Below are 16,819 nucleotides of genomic sequence, written 5' to 3' on the forward strand. Positions count from 1 at the left end.
CCTTCACCGCTAGAAACGGATCCAAACCACGAGGTTTTTGGCATTTGACATTGTGCACGCTGTTGAGTTCTCAAGGATCGGACGCACCCGACTTCAGGCCATTGTGACTGGCTTTCGCTCCGGGGCAACTTGTCTAACTTAGCCGCCGCTCGAGTCCGTGTCAAATCAACTGAGCGGTGAGTTTTCGGCAGACTAATGCCGAAAAACACTCCGTTCGACCGTTCGAAGGATGTGGAGCGAAGAGCTGATTCCCGGTCAAAACCAACGCCCACATCGGTGATGACGTGGTGTGTTTTGACTGGGAGATGGTCCCGCTTGAGGCCGGAAGCTCTGCGGCTTTTCCGAACCTGTGGGGTGACGAGAGATGACATTACGGGGATTCCGAGGGGGCTGCAAATCACCTTCGGCGCCCGGGCGTGTCGCGCCTAGGAGGGCCGGTTCGACGCGTCCTGGCCGGCATCCTCGATCGACACGATCCGGTGCCGAATGAGTTGCCAGCCCTGTGGTGGGGAGGTGAGTCGCGCGTGCCGATCGCAGAGGTCATAGGTGTGCGGTTCGTGGGTGTCGGCGAGCGGGCCGAGCACCGCCATCGAGTCGACATAGGAGAAGGTCAGCGTGGCAACGGCATCCTCGCTGCAGGAGATTCGGGAACAGGCTCTGGCTGACATGGTGATTCAGGATACCTCCGAAGGCTCGGAAGTAGACTGTGGGCATGTTTCGTTCACGCCGCACCACCGTGCAGACCCCGATCCTGCGGGGCCGGGGACGGGACCGGCACGGTCGCGGATTTCGGAGCTCGGCCACCGGCCCGTTCCTGCCTCCCCTGCGCACGAGGATCGACACGTTCGACATGACAATCGCCTCCACGGTGGACTACCTGCGTATGGTGTGGCCCACCGAACTGTCCGACGTCATCTTCGAGGTGGCTCCCGGACCGGCATCGGTCGTTCCGGATGTCGGCGTGGAGCGGTACTCGGTGGACAACCGCGAGCGTCGGATCACGTTCTACCGGTTGCCTATTCAGCGTCTCAGCCGGTTGCACCGCAATGATGAGTTCCACCAGCGCATGGTCATCGAGAGCTGCGTCTTCCGCGCGGTCGGGGAGTTGCTCGGCAAAGACCCCTGGGACCTCGCGCCCGACCGGTTCCGCCACTTCTAGGCGGCCGCTTCGCTGCTTCGCGCGCGCGCGACGCAGCCGTGCGTCTGCGGGTCACTTCGGCGCGCTCAGCACCGCGTCGACGAGATCGATGGGCGACGGTGCGGAACTTCTTGTGCGAGGGACCAAACCTTTTTCGAGGTGGGGCCGAACCATGTGCAGACCAAGCAACACTCCATCACAGCGAAGGAACACATCATGCGCAGCTTCACCAAGACCGCACTCGGACTGACCACTGCCGGCCTGCTCGTCGCCGGGCTCGCCGCCTGCTCCACCCCCGCAGCCGAGACCTCGACGTCGTCGTCCGGCTCATCCAGCTCCTCCTCCGCCGAGGCCACCCCCACCCCGGTCGCCTCGATCCCCAGCCTCACCGGCGTCGACACCGCCGTGCTCCTGGACGCCGACTTCGCCGCGGCCCTGACCAGCCTGGGCCTCACCCCCGGCACCGTCGGCACCGCCACCCTCGAAGAGGGCAGCCTGCACTTCCCGATCACCGGCGGCAACGTCGACTACTACGACCCGGCCGAGGACTACCGTCCCTACGTCCAGGGCAACATCGAGCACGAAGGATCCGGCTTCTCCCTCACCGCCGGCGAGACCGTTGTCGAGCTGACCAACTTCACCATCGACCCCGGCACCTCCGAGCTCTTCGGCGACGTCACCGCGAACGGCGAGTCCGCCGCCACGCAGGTCAAGCTCTTCGACCTCTACGGTGGAACCCTCAAGCCGCTCCAGATGGACGGCGACAACGGCATCCTGACCGGCACCACCGTGCACATCTCCGCTGAGGCCGCCGAGCTGCTCAACGCCACCTTCAAGACCGACGCCATCGCCGACCAGCTCCTCGTGGGCATCGCGACGATCACCGTCAACACCAAGTAACACCACGCAGCACCCAAAAACGGCCGAGCCACGCTCGGCCGTTTTTGTCGTGGTGACGGCCAGCTCCGGGTAGATTCTCCGGAAAGGTCGCCTACCCTCGGGTGAGGGGTCACGGTGGCCGCACGCCGACTTGACTGGGAACGAATGCGAGACCGATCGACCATGACCTCCGCCAGCGCCACCGCGATGCGACCGGCCGCCCCGGCCTCTGGCCGCATCCCCGTGCGGCGGGGATACCGCGACGCGCTTCTGGTCGGCCTGTTCGGGACGCTGCTCTCCCTGGCCTGGTCCTGGCAGCCGTCGATTTGGTTCGACGAGGCCGCCACGGTCTCCGCCACGATGCGCAGCTGGCCGGAGCTGGCCCGCATGCTCCACACCATCGACGCGGTCCACGGCCTCTACTACGCCGGAATGCACCTCTGGCTGGACCTGGTGGGCTATACGCCCTTCACCCTGCGTCTGCCAAGCGCCGTCTGCGTTGGCGTCGCGGCCGCCCTGCTGCTGTTGCTGGTGCGGTCCCGGGCATCCCGCCGCGCCGCCCTTCTCGCGGGAATCGTGTTCTGCCTGCTGCCCCGGGTCACCTGGATGGGCGCGGAGGGGCGCTCCTACGCGTTGACCGCCGCCCTCGCCGTTGCGCTCACCCTCGTGTTCCTCGCCGCGTGGCGTCGCGGTCCGGCGCGCCGGCGCGTTCGCGTGCTCTGGTGGACGCTCTACGGTGTCACCGCCGTCGTCGGCACGGTGACGTTCATCTACCTCGCCTTCCTGGTGGCCGCTCACGGGCTGACCGCGCTGTGGACGCTGTGGGCAGGCCGGCGAGAACGGGCCGTCCGGGCGTCGATGCTGGGCTGGGCTTTGGGCGCCGGAGCGGCGGCCGTGCTGCTGATGCCGTTCGCACTCAGCGTGGTGCGGCAGTCCGGCCAGGTGAGCTGGATCGCCCCGATCAGCTGGGGCAGCTGGCGCGGCGTGTTCCTCACCCAGTGGTTCTACCTCAACCGTCCGTTCGCCCTCGCGGCCTGGGCGTTGGTGGCCGTCGGCCTGGTGACGCTGGTGCTCGCCGCCCGGCAACGGCGCGGCAGCCGGTCCGCCGCGGCCGGCCCCGGCAGCCGGAACCCCTCCCTGCTCGCGATAACACTGCCGTGGCTCGTGGTGCCGACACTCGGGGTGATCGGTGTATCCGCGTTGGTGGCGCCGCTCTATTCGCCCCGGTATCTCACCTTCTGCGCTCCCGCCGTTGCGATCCTGATCGGTGTCGGATTGGAAGCGCTCCGACGCCGTTGGCTGATCGTCGCGGTGCTGGTCGCGCTCGTCGGCCTTGCCGCCCCGCAGTTCATCGCCCAGCGGCAGCCGGAAGCCAAACAGAACTCGTCATGGAGCGAGGTCGCCGATCTCATCACCCGCGAGCGGGCCGCGCATCCGGGCGAAACCGCCGCCATCGTCTACGGGCCGGTGCGCCAGCATCCGTCGGCGACCACCCGGGTGATCGCGTACTCGTACCCGGATGCCTTCGACGGGCTGATCGACGTGAAGCTGAAGACCCCCGCCGCGCAGACCGGCGACCTGTGGGAAACCCGGTACCCGCTGAGCGAGGTTACCGACAGGTTCGCCGGCGTGGATGCCGTGTGGCTGGTCACGAGCGACAAGCAGGATTGGCGTCCGGGCGTCACCGCGAAACTCGGCGACCTCGGCTACAGCCGTGTCGAGGAATGGGCCCTCACCGGCGTCAACGTTCTCCGCTACGAACGCTGACCGGCTCCGGACCGCCCCGGCGGCGGCCGAGACTGCGCCAGCGGTCCAGCGCGCCGGGGCCCGCGCGTCGCACCGACACGACCACGATGACCACCAGCGCGATCGTTAGCGACACCCGGGTGACCGTGAGGGAGGGCACCAGCAGGCGCACGGTCAGCGCCAGTGGAATCGCCAACCATTCCCACCTGCCGCTGAGCGCGATGAACGGCAGCAGCAGGAGCGCGTACCAGGGGTACCGGGGGCTGAGCACCAGGAGGGTGCCGCCGATCATCAGGAGCTGGCCGAGCCAGGGGCGCTCCGGATCGGTCTTCCAGATCGTGACCGCGGCCAGGCCGGCCAGGAACATCGCGGCCACGACGATGGCGGAGCTGCCCGGCGCGATCAACGACACCAGCGCGAACCGGGATCCGTCCTCGTAGCCTTCCTCGGTGAGGTAGCCGGGCAGGTAGCCGAGCACCCCGATGCCGGTGGCCAGCACGTACGGCACATAGAGCAGGGCGAACGTCACCACCGCTGCAGCCATCACCTTCCAGCCCTGCCGTGCCAACAGCGCCGGCGCGGCGATTGCCGGGATCAGCTTGACCCCGATCGCCACGCCCAGCAGGATTCCGCCGCGCACATATTTAGCGCTGCTGATCCAGAAGACGGCGGCGAGGACGAAGGCCACGCCGAGCAGGTCGACGTGCGAGTTGGTGATGCCTTCCGTTGCGACCAGCGGGCACCACGCCCAGAGCGCCGCGTGCCGCTGGTCCAGGCCGCGGCGGTGAAGGCCCAGCAGCAGCATCCCGCTGATGCCCACACACAGCAGCAGCCCCGTCACCTGCAGGGGCCAATACCCCGCGTCGGCGCCGACCACCGCGCGGACGCCGGCGAAGTAGATCTCAGCGGCGGGCGGATAGATGGTGGGCACCGTGGTGCGGTTCAGCGCTGAACACAGGGGCGGCCCGGTGTCCCGGTCGACGGTTTCGATGCGCTCCCCCGCGCAGCCCGGTTCGGCGGCGTCGCCCACCGGCGCCGGGAACAGCCAGTCCGGCCGCAGGCTGTCCAGGCGCTCGTCAGCGGGAACGAAAGCATACGGCGAGATCCCGGCGTTCTGCACGATGCCGTCCCAGGCGTACCGAGCGGAGTCCGTGCTCGTGTTCGGCGGGCCGGCCATCGCCGCGCCGCCGAGAACAACCGACCCGGCCAGCACCAGCACCACCACCGCCCGACCCTGGACCTTGCGCAGGGCGATCACCGCGGCGGCGAACAGCACCCACAGAACCAGCGTGCCAACGAGGAGCGGAATCGTGTCCCGGTACGGGCGGAACAGGTCGAAGGACACCACCAGGGCCGCGGTGACGGCGGCGCTGGCGGCCAGGAGGATCGAAACGACGATGGTGCGCACCCTGCCATCCTTCCGCACCCGACGGCACCCGGACCGATCGGCCGGCGCCGATGTCAGCGAAACGTAAGGATTGCAGACGCTCCCGCGCCCGCCGGGATGGTGGAATGGACTATGCGCCGATTGATGTACGAGGCCAGGGCCCAGCTCGCCTCTCCGGTGCGGAATCCGCGGATGGCCACCGTGATCGGCCGGCTGCTCGGCCTGGCCTTCCTGCTCTGCTTCGGCACCGGCCTGTACAGCCATTTTCTGCAGGAGCCCCTATCGTGGATGGTGTTCCCGACCCGGCCGGCCGGGCTCTACCAGCTCACCCAGGGCACCCACATCGTGGCGGGCATCGCATGCTTCCCCCTGCTGCTCGCGAAGCTTTACGTGGTCTTCCCGCAACTGTTCGTCTACCCGCCGGTGACATCGTTCGCCCAGTTCCTGGAGCGGGCGTCGATCGCGTTGTTCGTCGGCGCCTCGCTGGTCGAGATCACCATCGGCCTGCTCAACACGTACCAGTGGTACCCGTTCCCGTTCCCGTTCCGGCAGGTGCATTTCGCGTTGTCCTTCGTGATCATCGGGTCGTTGCTGGTGCACATCGGTGTGAAGCTGCCCCTGATCTCGGCGCACTGGCGGGCCGAGCGCACGGCAGGGCCGCCGGAGCAGCTCCGCGCCGGCCCCACGCAAGAGGGCCTGCCTCGCACCCGTGGCCTCACGGGACGGATCCTGTCCTACATCGACGCCACCCCGACGGTTCCGGCTCGGACGAGCCGCCGCGGATTCCTGGCCACGGTGACGCTGGGCGTCGCGACGGTCGTGGGCCTCACGGCCGGCCAGACCTTCACGCCGCTGGATGCCCTGAACGCGTTCGGACCGCGCAAGAAGGGTGTCGGCCAGCAAGGGGTGCCCGTCAACCGCTCGTCGGCGCAGGCGAAGGTGGCCACGGCCGCCATGGCCACGGACTGGGTGCTGACGGTGGCGTCCGGAGACACCGAGCGGTCGTTCAGTCGCGCCGAGCTGGCCGCCCTCCCCCAGACCGACGTCGACCTGCCGATCGCCTGCGTGGAGGGCTGGAGCCAGATGGCCTCCTGGCGCGGCGTGCGCCTGCGCGACCTCATCGACGAGGCCGGCGGCTCCCCCGACAGCGATCTCCGGCTGATCAGCCTGGAGCAGCGCGGCGGCTTCCGGCAGACCGAGATGGGCCGCGAGTACGTGCGGGACCCGCTCACCCTCGTCGCCCTCGAACTGAACGGCGAGACCCTCGACCTGGAGCACGGCTACCCGGCGCGAATGATCGCGCCGGGCCGGCCCGGCGTCCTGCAAACCAAGTGGCTCAGCCGAATCGAGGCGATCGACGCGTGATGGGATCAGAAGCGGAAGTGGCGCTGCCCTCTCGACGGATACGCGTGGCGCGGTCCGTCCTCGTCGCCGTCGGGGTGCTCGGTCTCGGCCTTGGCGCCTACGTCCTGGTCGACTCTGTCGCCCTGCGGCGCCTGCCGGGGCTGGCGCTGTGGATCGCCGGTGCGATCGTGCTGCACGACGCCGTGATCTCGCCCCTGGTGTTCGGGCTCGGTGTGCTCACCCGCCGCGCAGGCCACCGGGTCGCCGGCAGCGTCGTCGTGACGGTGCAGGCCACGATCGTCCTCGGCTCGTTGATGACGCTGATCGTGCTGCCGGCGATCGCGGCCCAGCGGCAGGGCCCCAGAAACCCCACCGTCCTCCCCCTGGACTACGCCGCGAACTTGGGCCTGTTCTGGCTCATCCTGGCGGTGGCCTGCGCTGCCGTCTCGCTGTGGTTCTACCTGCGCACCAGACGGGCGAACCAGCGCCCGTCCCGGATCCAGTCCTGACTGACCCGCAGGCCGGCTGATTCGGCACGCGCCCGGAGAGCGACGATACCGATCTCCGCCCAGGGGAACACCGCGCTGCGCCGGCCCCTCGCGTCCTCGAGGATACCCTCGTAGGCATGGTCGCAGTCGGGGTCGCCGCTGACCTCCACCAGGAGGGCACCGTTCCCGCCGATCAACTGAGCGCATCGGGCGAGCAGGGCTCCGGGGTCGCCGCCGATGCCGATGTTGCCGTCGAGCAGGAGCGCCGTGCCCCAGCCACCCGCGAGCGGCAGGGGGTCGAAGACCGACCGGTTCAGCACGGTCAGGCCGGCCGCGGTGGCGATGCGCACGGCGGTCGGTGACACGTCCACTCCCGCGGCGGCCAGTCCCAGGTCCAGCGCCGCCCGAATCATCCGGCCGGGTCCGCAGCCGATGTCCAGGACCGGCCCGGTCGCACCGTCCAACACGGCGAGGTCGGTGGCATCGGCATCGGCGCTCCACCGGCCGGCGTCCATGGGCACTGACGCGGGCAGTCGCGCCGTGTCGTGCCGGAGGAACAAGACCGCAGTTTCCGCCACGAGCGCTGCCGCGTAAGGCTCGCCACCGCCGGATCCGAAGGTGCTGGGGGTGTCGAGGTCTGGCCGGCCCGCGAGCATCGTCATCGCAGTGCCTCGCTCAACTGGGCGACGCCGAAACCGGCCAGGGTCGCCGCGAACCGGCCGTGGGGCTCGAGGGCCGCCACCGTGTAGGCGTCCTCGATGTGATCGACGTCGGTGAGCGTCGGCAGCATCCGCACCCGAAGCCCGGCTCCGCGCAGCCTGTCGAGCTGGCGGGCACCGGTGTCGGCCCGGGACATCGGCACGCCGCGGACGAGGTCGCCGTCCGGGTTGCGCAGCGCCAGAGCCCAGAAGCCGCCGTCGGCGGCCGGGCCGAACCACGCGTCGACGTCAGCCGGCCAGTCCGCGAAAAGAGGGGCCAGTACGCGGGCGGACACCTGTGGGGTGTCCATCCCGATGAGCACGGCGGGTTCGGTGCAGCCGTCGAAGATCGCACCGATCCGGGCGTCCAGGCCCCCGGCCACCTGCGGCACAACGTCGTACCCCGCGGAGGCCGCGGGCGCGCGATGGCCGTCGAAGGCGAGCACCCGGCGAGTGGCCGGCAGCGACCTGACCGCGGTGAACGTGTCGTCGAGGCTGGCTGCGGCGAGCTCCGCCGCCTGCTCGAGGCTGAGCGGCGGGTGCAGCCGCGTCTTCACCTTGCCGGGCAGGCACTCCTTGGCGAGCAGGATGAGCGTGGTCATCGCCCGGCCTGCTTGAGGAGCCGGGACATGTCGCCGATGGCGGTGAGGGTGCCGCGCACGGTGCCGGTCACTTTGCTGCGTCCCACCCGCGGGGCGTAGGGCGTATCCACCTCGCGGATGCGCCAGCCTGCCGCGGCGGCCTTGAGGAAAACCTCGAGCGGGTAGCCACTGCGTCGGTCCTGCAGGTCGAGGGACAGGAGGTCTTCCCTCCGGGCGGCCCGCATCGGGCCCAAGTCATAGATGTTCACACCTGTTATTCGGCGCAGTCGCCAAGAAAGAGTGGTATTTGCTATCCGGGCGTGCAGCGGCCATGATCCGGCGGTCGTGGGGCGGCGCCGGCCGAGTACCAGATCGGCGTCCCCGGCGGCGACGGGGTCCGCCACCAGGGGCAGGTCCCGCGGGTCCATCGACGCGTCGGCATCGCAGAACGCCACGACAGGAGCGCTCGCGTGCAGCAACCCGGCGTGGGCAGCGGCCCCGAAACCGCGGCGCGCCTCGTGCACCACGGTGGCGCCGGCGGCGAGGGCGATCTCGGCGGACCCGTCGGTCGACCCGTTGTCCACGACGATGGCCCGGTAGCCTTCGGGCAGCCGGCCCAACAGCCACGGCAGCGCGCCGGCCTCGTTCAAACACGGCAAAACGACATCGACCCGGAACTCACTCACTCTCCGACCCTACGGCGGGGGACGCCGCCGACCGGCCCGCGAAACGTTACGGAGTGCGGACGGATCCGAAAATAGCGGCGAAGCGCATAACCTTCAGGAGTGACTCCATCGCCCAGCGCCGGCTCGCCCGACGCGCCACGCCGCGTCCTCGTCGTCGACGACGACCCCACGGTATCCGAGATCGTCTGCCGCTACCTGAGCGCGGCCGGGTTCGCCGTCGAGCGGGCGCCAGACGGCCTGGCCGGCCTCCACCAGGCCGAGGAGAATCGGCCCGACCTGGTGGTCCTCGACCGCATGCTGCCCGGGCTGGACGGACTCGAGGTCTGCGGACGACTCAAGGCGGCGTGGGCCGTGCCGGTGATCATGCTCACCGCCCTCAACGAAGAGGAGGACCGGATCGACGGCCTCGAGGCCGGCGCCGACGACTACCTCGCCAAGCCGTTCTCCCCGCGGGAGCTCGTGCTGCGGGTGCAATCCGTGCTGCGCCGGAACGCGCCGGAGCCGGCACCAGGTGGGCCGACCGAGGTCGGGCCGTTCTCGTTGGACCTGGCGGCGCACGAGGTGCGGATGTTCGGTGTCCCGCTCGTGCTCACCGCGCGTGAGTTCGACTTGCTGGCCCACCTGATCGGGCGCCCGCACCTGGCGCTGAGCCGGGAGGACCTCCTGAAATCGGTTTGGGGTTGGGATTTCGGTGACCTGTCCACGGTCACCGTGCACGTGCGACGGCTGCGCGAGAAGATCGAGGTGGACCCGACCCGCCCGCTCCTGCTGAACACCGTCTGGGGCGTCGGCTACCGGTTCGACCCGTCACCGCTGGGCGCCTCCGGTTCCGCCCAGCAGGACGCCGGGGCCCGCCGGTGAACGTCACCGGACTGGTGAGCGTCGTGGTGATCGCGCTGGCCAGCGCCATCATCGTCGGAGCGCTCGGCCTGATCACCCTGCGACTGCTCTCCCGGTACTCCCTGGTGCTGCAACTGCTGGTGGTGGCCCTGGCCACGATCGTGTCGGTGGTCAGCGGGATGGCCGCGGCCGCGTCGCTGATGTACGTGTCAGACCACGACCTGACCGTGTTCTACTTCGTCGCCGGCGTCGCCGGCAGCGTGTCGCTACTCATGGCGGGCCTGCTGGGTCGCGCACTGGTGCAGGACAGCCGGCACCTCACCCGGGCCGCCGCGAACCTCGGCCGCGGCGAGCCGATGACGTCGGTCGAGCGACACAGCAATACCGAGTTCGCCGCGCTGGCCGGCCAGCTCGCCGCCACCGGGGAGCGCCTGCAGGAGCTGCGTGACCGGGAGGGCCGGATCGATGCGTCCCGCCGGGACCTGGTCGCCTGGATCTCCCACGATCTGCGCACCCCGCTGGCCGGCATCCGGGCGATGGCGGAGGCGCTCGAGGATGACATGGTCGAGGACCCCGCCCGGTACCACCGTCAGATCCGCGGGCAGGTGGACCGGCTGAGCGGGATGGTCGACGACCTCTTCGAGCTGTCCCGCATCCACTCGGGTACCCTGCGTCTGAGGGTGGTGCAGGTGGCCCTGTACGACCTGATCAGCGACACCGTCGCCGACCTCGGGCCGGTGGCACGCGCAAAGAGCCTCGACCTGCGTTTCGAGGGAGCGATGGGACTGACGATCCCGGCCGATCCGGCCGAGTTGTCCCGTGCCGTCGGCAATCTCGTCATGAACGCTGTGCAGCAGTCGGCGCCGGGCAGCGCCATCGTCGTCGCGGTGACCGAGCACGCCGACGGCCGCGCCGTGATCTCGGTGCAGGACAGCGCCGGCGGCATCGATCCCCGCGACCTCGAGCGGGTTTTCGAAGCGGGTTGGCGCGGGACCGAACCGCGCACGCCGGGCGCCGAACCCGCCGACGAGGGTCGCGCCGGCCTGGGCCTGGCGATCGTGGCCGGCATCGTCGCCGCGCACGGCGGTGACGTGGCGGTGCAGAACCTGGCCGGCGGATGCCGGTTCGACCTGCTGCTCCCGGCATCCTGACTCGCGCATCCCGTTACGCGGGTCGTACGCCGCTGCGCGGGTGGCGCGCCACCCGCGTTGCGGCGCCTTGCCCGCGTAGCGCGCGAAGGCTTCCCGTCCGAGGGCGCCCACGTCGGCGGTGTTGCGGGAGGGGGGATCAGCGCACGGCGGTGCGGAGCGGTGCGCTGGCGAACTCGATCATGCCGTCCTCGAAGCTGATCGACGGGCGCCAGTCCAGTTCGGTGCGCAGCCGTTCGGACGATGCGGTGATGTGCCGCACATCGCCCAGGCGGTACTGCCCGGTCACAACCGGCGCCGGGCCGCCCGCCGCTCGGCTGAGCGCCTCGGCCATGTCGCCGATGGTGTGCACGGTACCGCTGCCCACGTTGAAGGCCCGGAAGGTGCCGTCACCACCGGTGGCGGCGGTCCAGCCGATCGCGGCGAGATTGGCGGAGGCGATGTCACGCACGTGCACGAAGTCGCGGCGCTGCCGGCCGTCCTCATACACCTGCGGAGCCTCGCCGCGTGCCAGCGCCGACCGGAACAGCGAGGCGACGCCCGCATACGGCGTGTTCTGGGGCATTCCGGGTCCGTAGACGTTGTGGTAGCGCAGGGCGGCCACCCGTCCCCCGGTGCCGCGGCTCCAGGACGTCGCGAGGTATTCCTGGCCCAGTTTGCTGCTCGCGTAGACGTTGCGCGGGTCGAGCGGGTCGTCCTCACCGACGAGGGCCGGCTCGAGCGGCTTCCCGGTCGCATCGTCGACCGGGTCGAACCGTCCCGCGTCCAGATCGCGCGCGCGCCGGGGGCCCGGACGGGCGAATTCGGTGGCGCTGCGATAGCTGCCCTCGCCGTAGACCACCATCGATGACGCCAGGACGAGGCGTGCGATACCGGCGGCCTGCATGCCCGCCAGCAGCACGGCGGTGCCCACCTCGTTGCTGTGCACGTAGTCCGGCGCGTCGGAGAAGTCGACGCCGAGGCCCACCTTCGCCGCCTGATGGCAGACCACGTCGATGCCGCGCAGGGACCGCGCGACCACGGCCGCATCCGTCACGTCGCCGACGACGAACTCGACCCGGGGGTCCGGAGTGGGCAGGCCGCCGTGCACATCGCCGCGGAGGGAATCGAGCACCCGCACCTGCCAGCCCCGGTCCAGCGCTGCCGACACGATGGCGCCGCCGATAAAGCCGGCGCCGCCGGTGACCAGCAGGTTGCCGGGTGTCGGCGCGGCGGCAGGCTCGGTGACGGCAGGATTCTTCGGCTGGGAAGCGGACACGATGATTACCGCGGGTAGACCGGGATGGCCTGTACGAGCGCCCCGATCGGGCTGACGGTGTAGGAAGACGCGAGCCCGTCACCCGAGTAACCGACCGACGCCGCGATCCCCTCACCTCCGGTGACCAGGTAGGCGATGGATTCGGTCACGCCGGTGACGACCGACTGGCCGGCCGGCACGGTGAGGGTGGTGACCGCGCCGCCGTCGGCGGTGAGGGTGAGCACGGAGTCCACGTCGGACGTGTTCGCCAGGTGGAGGGCCGGCGCCGGGCCCGGCGCGATGTAGACGAGGAACTCGTCCGCTTGGGCGGCGGCGGCGCTGGCCCAGGTGAAGTCCCGGGTGGCGGTGCCGGTGACAGTGGTCAGGGCCGCGGCGACGAGGGGCTGGTCGCCGGCCAGGCTCACGGTGTAGTTGCCCGGCGCGATCCCGCTCAACGGGATCTCGGTGGCCAGGCCGGGCTGGATCACCACCTCGAGCGACGTGCCGGCCGAGGCGCCGTCTTCGCTCTGCACGCCGACGCTCACCGTGGCCGGGGCGTCGCCGGGGACCAGCACCCGCACCGTCGGGGTGTCCTCGGACACTGCTCCCTCATCGACGGACACCTCGGCGCCCGGCGGTGTGACGACGACACCGGGGATGACCTGCTCGGTCGCGGCGTCGGTGGTTGGGCCGAGAAGTTCGGCTCCGCCGGGCTGGATGCCGCTGATGACGCTCTGCTGGAGGGCCGCAGCGACCTGCCCCCCGGTGGCCTGCACGTGCACCACCGGTGAGAGCAGGTTGGGGGCGAGGCCGGCGAGGGAGATGATTCGCTGGGTGCCCGGCTGGACCAGGATTCCGGTGGATCCAGGGGCGTCCACCTGGCCGGTCTCGCCGTAAACGGTGAGGTCGACCGTGGCCACCACCGTGGAGGGGTTGCTGAGCAGCACCAGGCTGGTGCGGCCCACGTCGGTGGAGCCGCCGACCAGCCAGGAGTCGCTGTCGGCTGCAGTGCAGGCCGACGTGGCGAGCCCGCCGAGGGTTTCGCTGGCGGCGTTCTGGGACTGGGCGCCGTTGACGAGCGCGGCGGCCTGGGCGGCGGCGCCCGCCGGCACGGTCAGCAGTTGCGGGGCGCCGTCCCTGGCGCTCTCGGCGTTTTCGACGGCAGCCAGGTCGGAACGGGTGACGTCCACGACGGCACCGCCGGTGCCGGCAGCCCGGGCGCCGTAGACGGTGTCGAAGCGGCTGACGGACGTGGCGACATCCGCCTGGCTGGAGTCAGCGGCCAGGGTGAGCAGCGGACCGGGACACACCTGCGTCTGGTCGCTGGCGACGGGGGTGACCAGCGTGGCCTCCGGCTCGCTCACGACCGCCGGCCAGGGCGCGAGTGCCGCTCCACCCACGGCGACGACGACGACGACGATGCCGGCCAGCCCGGCGGTCATCCGGGCTCCGACGAGGGCCACCCTGCGCTTAGTGACCATTGTCGGTGTCCTCTGTGCTGTCGGTGCGGGCCGGCGCTGTGGTCACGCCCGGCGCCTGGCGGTCGGGGCCGGCCGTCGGTTCAGGTGCGGTCGGCGCACCGGGCTCCGGCGCACCGGGCTTGCTCGTGGGCTGCGGTGTGGGCTTGGCGTCCGCGGTGGTCCTGGTGCCGGCCTTGGTTTTGGATTTTGCTCCCGGTCGTTCCGAGCGGGGCACCCTGGGGGCCCGCGAGCTTCGGCGCACCTTGGTGGGCTTGACCGGCTTGCTCATCCGTGAGGCTCGCCGGATGGCGTCCCGATGCGCCTGGTAGACGGCCTCCCGGCCGGCTCCGGTCGGGATCGAGAGTAGGACCGTCGCACCGATGACGAGCACGGCGACGATAGTGGTCAGCAGTCCGACGACTCCGCCGGCATCCGCGGGAATGGCTCCGTTGACCGCGACGTCGGTCTGCGCATCGGAGCGCCACAGCCGGCCGAAGGCGGTGTCCCCGACTGGCACGAGGGCGGCGGTTCCGTCCAGGGAGGTGGTGGTCCGGGTGCTGGTCTGGGTCGCGGCGGTGGTCACCGCACCCGCCGCACCCCACTCGGTGGGCGTCTGGGCGGCGGGACGCAGCAGCACGAAGCGGATGCCGAACCTGGCCAGCTCAGCCGACGCGTCCAGCCCGCTCTGCGAGGCGAGGTTCCCGGCGAGGGTCGCCAGTTCGGCCTGCTCGTCGGTGGTCCCGGTGGCGGTGCTGGAGAGAGTTGACTGGGCGTCGAGGCGTTCGCCGGCGCCGCGCACGATGGTGGCGAGGATGCCGCCGTCGGGCTGCGGCACGATCTGCAGAGTGCCGACCCGCGGCGTGACGAGCGCTTCCGCCGTCACGAAGGCCGGCTGGGTGCGGCCGAGGGTCTCCTGAACGGCGGCGGTTCCGAGCGGGAGGGCGGCCGCCAACGGCAGCGAAACCACGGCAAGGGCCAGGGCGGCAGCCACCAGCGGAGCCACCGCCACCTTGTGCAGCCCGCGGGCCGCGAACACCACGGCGCCGACGATGCCCAGCCAGTACAGGCTGAGCCCGGCTCCCGGCCAAATCGTCACGGACTGGTCGCCCACGGCGGCCAGCGACAGTGAACTCGCGCCGATCGCGGTGCCGAGCCCGAGCAGGGCGCCGATCAGGGCGGATGCGGCGCCACGGGCGCCGGGCAGGAGCAGCGACACGAGCGCCAGCACCGCGAGGGGAACCAGGAGCAGCGGCACCATCAGGTCCGCCGCGGTCGCGGTACCGCCCCAGAGCGGCAGCAGCTGCGGCCAACCGCCGAGGTCACCGGCGGGGAAGCCGAGGATCATCTGCCAGACCGGTACCGGCGAGGTGGGCACCGGGACGCCCGGATCGGCCAACAGGGCCAGCCAGTTGGCGCGCAGCACCTGGTCCCAGATCAGCGGGAGCGCCAGCGCGAGAGCCGGCAGCGGGATGCCCACGAAGCGCATCACCCGGCGGCCGCTGGCAAAGACGCAGAGCAGCCAGATGATGAGCAGGGCCGGGGCCAACGACGGGGCGCAGGCCACGATCGCAGCGAACAACAGGGCGGCGGAGCCCGACGCCGACCAGGACCTGGCCGCGGCGATGCCGGCGAAGAAGAGCCACGGCAGCAGCAGGTGAACGAGGATCGCGGCCGGGCGGCCGGTGGCGAGCGCGGTGAGGAACGTCGGGGACAGCATCCACAGAACCGCGGCGGTGGCACGGATCGAGCCGCGGTGGGTGAGCCGGGTCGAAGCCATCCACGCTCCGAAGGCCGCCAGGGGCAACGCGAGCAGGTAGAGGAGCACCATGGCGAAGGACGGTGACCAGAACGTGAGGGTGCCGAGGATGGCCAGCACCACGGCGAAGGGGTCGGCGCCGCCGACGAAGCCCAGCCCGATGTCGCGCCAGCCGTAGCCGACGTTGGCCCAGAGCGCGCCGACGGAATCGGACAGCGGCAGCAGGCCGCCACCGCTGAGGGCCTGAGCGCCGAGGAACGGCGCGAACACGACGACGCCGACCACCACGGCGCCGAGCAGGGTCCACGCCCCGCCGCGGGAGAAGAACCGGATCTCCGGCCGGTCTCCCCTGGCGCCGGTCAGGGCGGCCTCCCGGGTGAGGGCATGCCGCCGGCGGACCTCCGCGGCGGACACCCGCAGGGACGAGATGGACGACCAACCGAGCGTGCGGGTGGCGGCGAGCTTGCGCCTGGCCTGGCGCACCTTGCTGCCGAGGAACGCGGCGGAGAACGCCGCCGCGAATTCACCGATGATCGAGCCGGGCTCCTTGCGCAGCAGGTCGATGATCGAGCGGAGGAACGCGAGCGGCACGAGCGAGAGCCAGTGCACGGCCAGGGCCCAGGTGGGCGCGTAGACGAGGCGGCGGTGCAGCGCGGCGGAGCGTTCGGCTCGGACCCGGCGCCGGCTGGTCCGGCCGCGGGAGGAACCGTCCGGGCCGGCGACGCCGTCCCCGGCCGAACTGACCCTCGCCGCGGAAACCACGGACACCCGGAATCCGGCCAGACGCACCCGTACGCAGAAGTCGAGGGAATCGTCGACGACGGGAAGCGCCGAGTCGAAGCCGCCGAGGAGGTCCCAGACCGTGCGGCGCACGAGCATGCCGCCCGCGCTGACCGCGAGGACGTCGCTCAGGGCGTCGTGCTGTTCCTGGTCGAGTTCACTCTCCACCAGGGTGACCGTCGACCCGTACGGCGTCATCGACAGGCCGAAATCGTGGATGTAATCGTCGGCGATCCACTCCATCACCTTGGGGCCGGCAACCGCCACCGACGGGGCGATCTCCAGCTCGGCGACCAGTTTCTGCAGCGCCCTGGTCTCCGGGGCGCTGTCCTGCGCCAGCAGCCACAGCAGCTCGTGATCGCCCTCGGGGTCCGGCAGCACGCGGACGGCGGTCTTGATCGCGTCGCCGAACGACAGGCTCGCATCCGCCGAGATGAAGTGGGTGGGTCCGTAGGCTGCCAGCAGTTCCGCGGAAGCGTCGGTGGACCCGCAATCGACGGCGACGACGGTGTCGGGCTGACGGGTTTGGCCGCGCAGGGCTTCGAGGGTTCGCTGAAGGTGCGCAGCTCCGTTACGGGCAACAATGATGGCGGTGACTCTGGCTTGCATATCGTTCACTAGCCTAGGTCGGTTATCCGTGTGCACCGCCCA

Annotated in this window: 15 protein-coding genes; 7 read left to right on the top strand and 8 right to left on the bottom strand. The window is 70.7% G+C overall.

Annotation, left to right across the window (positions count from 1 at the left end):
• Positions 1–425: 425 nt before the first annotated feature.
• Entirely contained in the window at positions 426–668 is a 243-nt protein-coding gene (locus JWP54_RS02700) for a DUF3499 family protein (RefSeq protein ID WP_297366840.1), read from the bottom strand.
• A gap of 44 nt (positions 669–712) precedes the next feature.
• Here JWP54_RS02700 and JWP54_RS02705 point away from each other — a divergent pair, with 44 nt between their 5' ends.
• The 3 genes from JWP54_RS02705 (at position 713) to JWP54_RS02715 (ending at position 3,784) form a co-directional block, all read left to right on the top strand.
• Complete coding sequence (locus JWP54_RS02705; RefSeq protein ID WP_297366844.1) at positions 713–1,159, top strand: metallopeptidase family protein; 447 nt, start codon at positions 713–715, stop codon at positions 1,157–1,159.
• 195 nt (positions 1,160–1,354) lie between these two features.
• Positions 1,355–2,038, top strand: a complete 684-nt coding sequence (locus JWP54_RS02710) for a hypothetical protein (protein WP_297366847.1) — start codon at positions 1,355–1,357, stop codon at positions 2,036–2,038.
• 162 nt (positions 2,039–2,200) lie between these two features.
• Positions 2,201–3,784 carry a glycosyltransferase family 39 protein gene (locus tag JWP54_RS02715; protein ID WP_297366850.1) on the top strand — a complete coding sequence of 528 codons (1,584 nt, stop codon included), beginning with the start codon at positions 2,201–2,203 and terminating at the stop codon, positions 3,782–3,784.
• Here JWP54_RS02715 and JWP54_RS02720 read toward each other — a convergent pair.
• Positions 3,759–5,171, bottom strand: coding sequence for a glycosyltransferase 87 family protein (locus JWP54_RS02720; RefSeq protein ID WP_297366853.1), 1,413 nt, complete (start codon positions 5,169–5,171; stop codon positions 3,759–3,761). The genes JWP54_RS02715 and JWP54_RS02720 overlap by 26 nt on opposite strands.
• Before the next feature lie 111 nt (positions 5,172–5,282).
• On the opposite strand from JWP54_RS02720, the gene JWP54_RS02725 reads away from it, so the two are divergent.
• Positions 5,283–6,515: a molybdopterin-dependent oxidoreductase gene (locus JWP54_RS02725; protein WP_297366856.1), complete on the top strand. Its 1,233-nt coding sequence runs from the start codon at positions 5,283–5,285 to the stop codon at positions 6,513–6,515.
• Between the two features lie 44 nt (positions 6,516–6,559).
• A complete protein-coding gene (locus tag JWP54_RS02730) occupies positions 6,560–7,003 on the top strand; it encodes a hypothetical protein (protein WP_297366859.1) in 444 nt (147 codons plus the stop codon).
• Here the strand turns inward: JWP54_RS02730 and JWP54_RS02735 are convergent.
• The 3 genes from JWP54_RS02735 to JWP54_RS02745 are packed head-to-tail and all read right to left on the bottom strand — an operon-like array spanning position 6,952 to position 8,947.
• Complete coding sequence (locus tag JWP54_RS02735; protein WP_297366862.1) at positions 6,952–7,644, bottom strand: methyltransferase domain-containing protein; 693 nt, start codon at positions 7,642–7,644, stop codon at positions 6,952–6,954. The two genes, JWP54_RS02730 and JWP54_RS02735, sit on opposite strands and share 52 nt — an antisense overlap.
• Positions 7,641–8,282 (bottom strand): DUF2064 domain-containing protein, encoded by a 642-nt coding sequence (locus JWP54_RS02740; protein ID WP_297366865.1) that lies wholly within the window; start codon positions 8,280–8,282, stop codon positions 7,641–7,643. The genes JWP54_RS02735 and JWP54_RS02740 overlap by 4 nt, the downstream gene beginning before the upstream one ends.
• A complete protein-coding gene (locus tag JWP54_RS02745) occupies positions 8,279–8,947 on the bottom strand; it encodes a glycosyltransferase family 2 protein (RefSeq protein ID WP_297366868.1) in 669 nt (222 codons plus the stop codon). Before JWP54_RS02745 ends, JWP54_RS02740 begins: the two co-directional genes overlap by 4 nt.
• A 99-nt stretch (positions 8,948–9,046) precedes the next feature.
• Here JWP54_RS02745 and JWP54_RS02750 point away from each other — a divergent pair, with 99 nt between their 5' ends.
• A complete protein-coding gene (locus JWP54_RS02750) occupies positions 9,047–9,808 on the top strand; it encodes a response regulator transcription factor (RefSeq protein WP_297366871.1) in 762 nt (253 codons plus the stop codon).
• The gene (locus JWP54_RS02755) at positions 9,805–10,938 is read left to right on the top strand and encodes a cell wall metabolism sensor histidine kinase WalK (RefSeq protein ID WP_297366874.1); all 1,134 of its coding nucleotides are present in this window, start codon (positions 9,805–9,807) and stop codon (positions 10,936–10,938) included. The genes JWP54_RS02750 and JWP54_RS02755 overlap by 4 nt, the downstream gene beginning before the upstream one ends.
• Positions 10,939–11,074: 136 nt before the next feature.
• On the opposite strand, the gene JWP54_RS02760 is transcribed toward JWP54_RS02755, so the two are convergent.
• The 3 genes from JWP54_RS02760 to JWP54_RS02770 all read right to left on the bottom strand — a co-directional run bounded on the left by JWP54_RS02760 (position 11,075) and on the right by JWP54_RS02770 (position 16,777).
• Complete coding sequence (locus JWP54_RS02760; protein WP_297366961.1) at positions 11,075–12,127, bottom strand: NAD(P)-dependent oxidoreductase; 1,053 nt, start codon at positions 12,125–12,127, stop codon at positions 11,075–11,077.
• 71 nt (positions 12,128–12,198) lie between these two features.
• A complete protein-coding gene (locus JWP54_RS02765) occupies positions 12,199–13,653 on the bottom strand; it encodes a DUF5719 family protein (RefSeq protein WP_297366877.1) in 1,455 nt (484 codons plus the stop codon).
• Entirely contained in the window at positions 13,643–16,777 is a 3,135-nt protein-coding gene (locus JWP54_RS02770) for a glycosyltransferase (RefSeq protein ID WP_297366964.1), read from the bottom strand. The genes JWP54_RS02765 and JWP54_RS02770 overlap by 11 nt, the downstream gene beginning before the upstream one ends.
• Positions 16,778–16,819: the final 42 nt, after the last annotated feature.

It is taken from the genome of Cryobacterium sp. (assembly GCF_025463825.1).
Lineage (GTDB): Bacteria > Actinomycetota > Actinomycetes > Actinomycetales > Microbacteriaceae > Cryobacterium.

Coding starts and splice junctions, on each gene's coding strand:
- JWP54_RS02700 (WP_297366840.1), bottom strand. CDS start 668: ATGTCAGCCAGAGCCTGTTCCCGAATCTCCTGCAGCGAGGATGCCGTT.
- JWP54_RS02705 (WP_297366844.1), top strand. CDS start 713: ATGTTTCGTTCACGCCGCACCACCGTGCAGACCCCGATCCTGCGGGGC.
- JWP54_RS02710 (WP_297366847.1), top strand. CDS start 1,355: ATGCGCAGCTTCACCAAGACCGCACTCGGACTGACCACTGCCGGCCTG.
- JWP54_RS02715 (WP_297366850.1), top strand. CDS start 2,201: ATGACCTCCGCCAGCGCCACCGCGATGCGACCGGCCGCCCCGGCCTCT.
- JWP54_RS02725 (WP_297366856.1), top strand. CDS start 5,283: ATGCGCCGATTGATGTACGAGGCCAGGGCCCAGCTCGCCTCTCCGGTG.
- JWP54_RS02735 (WP_297366862.1), bottom strand. CDS start 7,644: ATGACGATGCTCGCGGGCCGGCCAGACCTCGACACCCCCAGCACCTTC.
- JWP54_RS02740 (WP_297366865.1), bottom strand. CDS start 8,282: ATGACCACGCTCATCCTGCTCGCCAAGGAGTGCCTGCCCGGCAAGGTG.
- JWP54_RS02765 (WP_297366877.1), bottom strand. CDS start 13,653: ATGGTCACTAAGCGCAGGGTGGCCCTCGTCGGAGCCCGGATGACCGCC.
- JWP54_RS02770 (WP_297366964.1), bottom strand. CDS start 16,777: ATGCAAGCCAGAGTCACCGCCATCATTGTTGCCCGTAACGGAGCTGCG.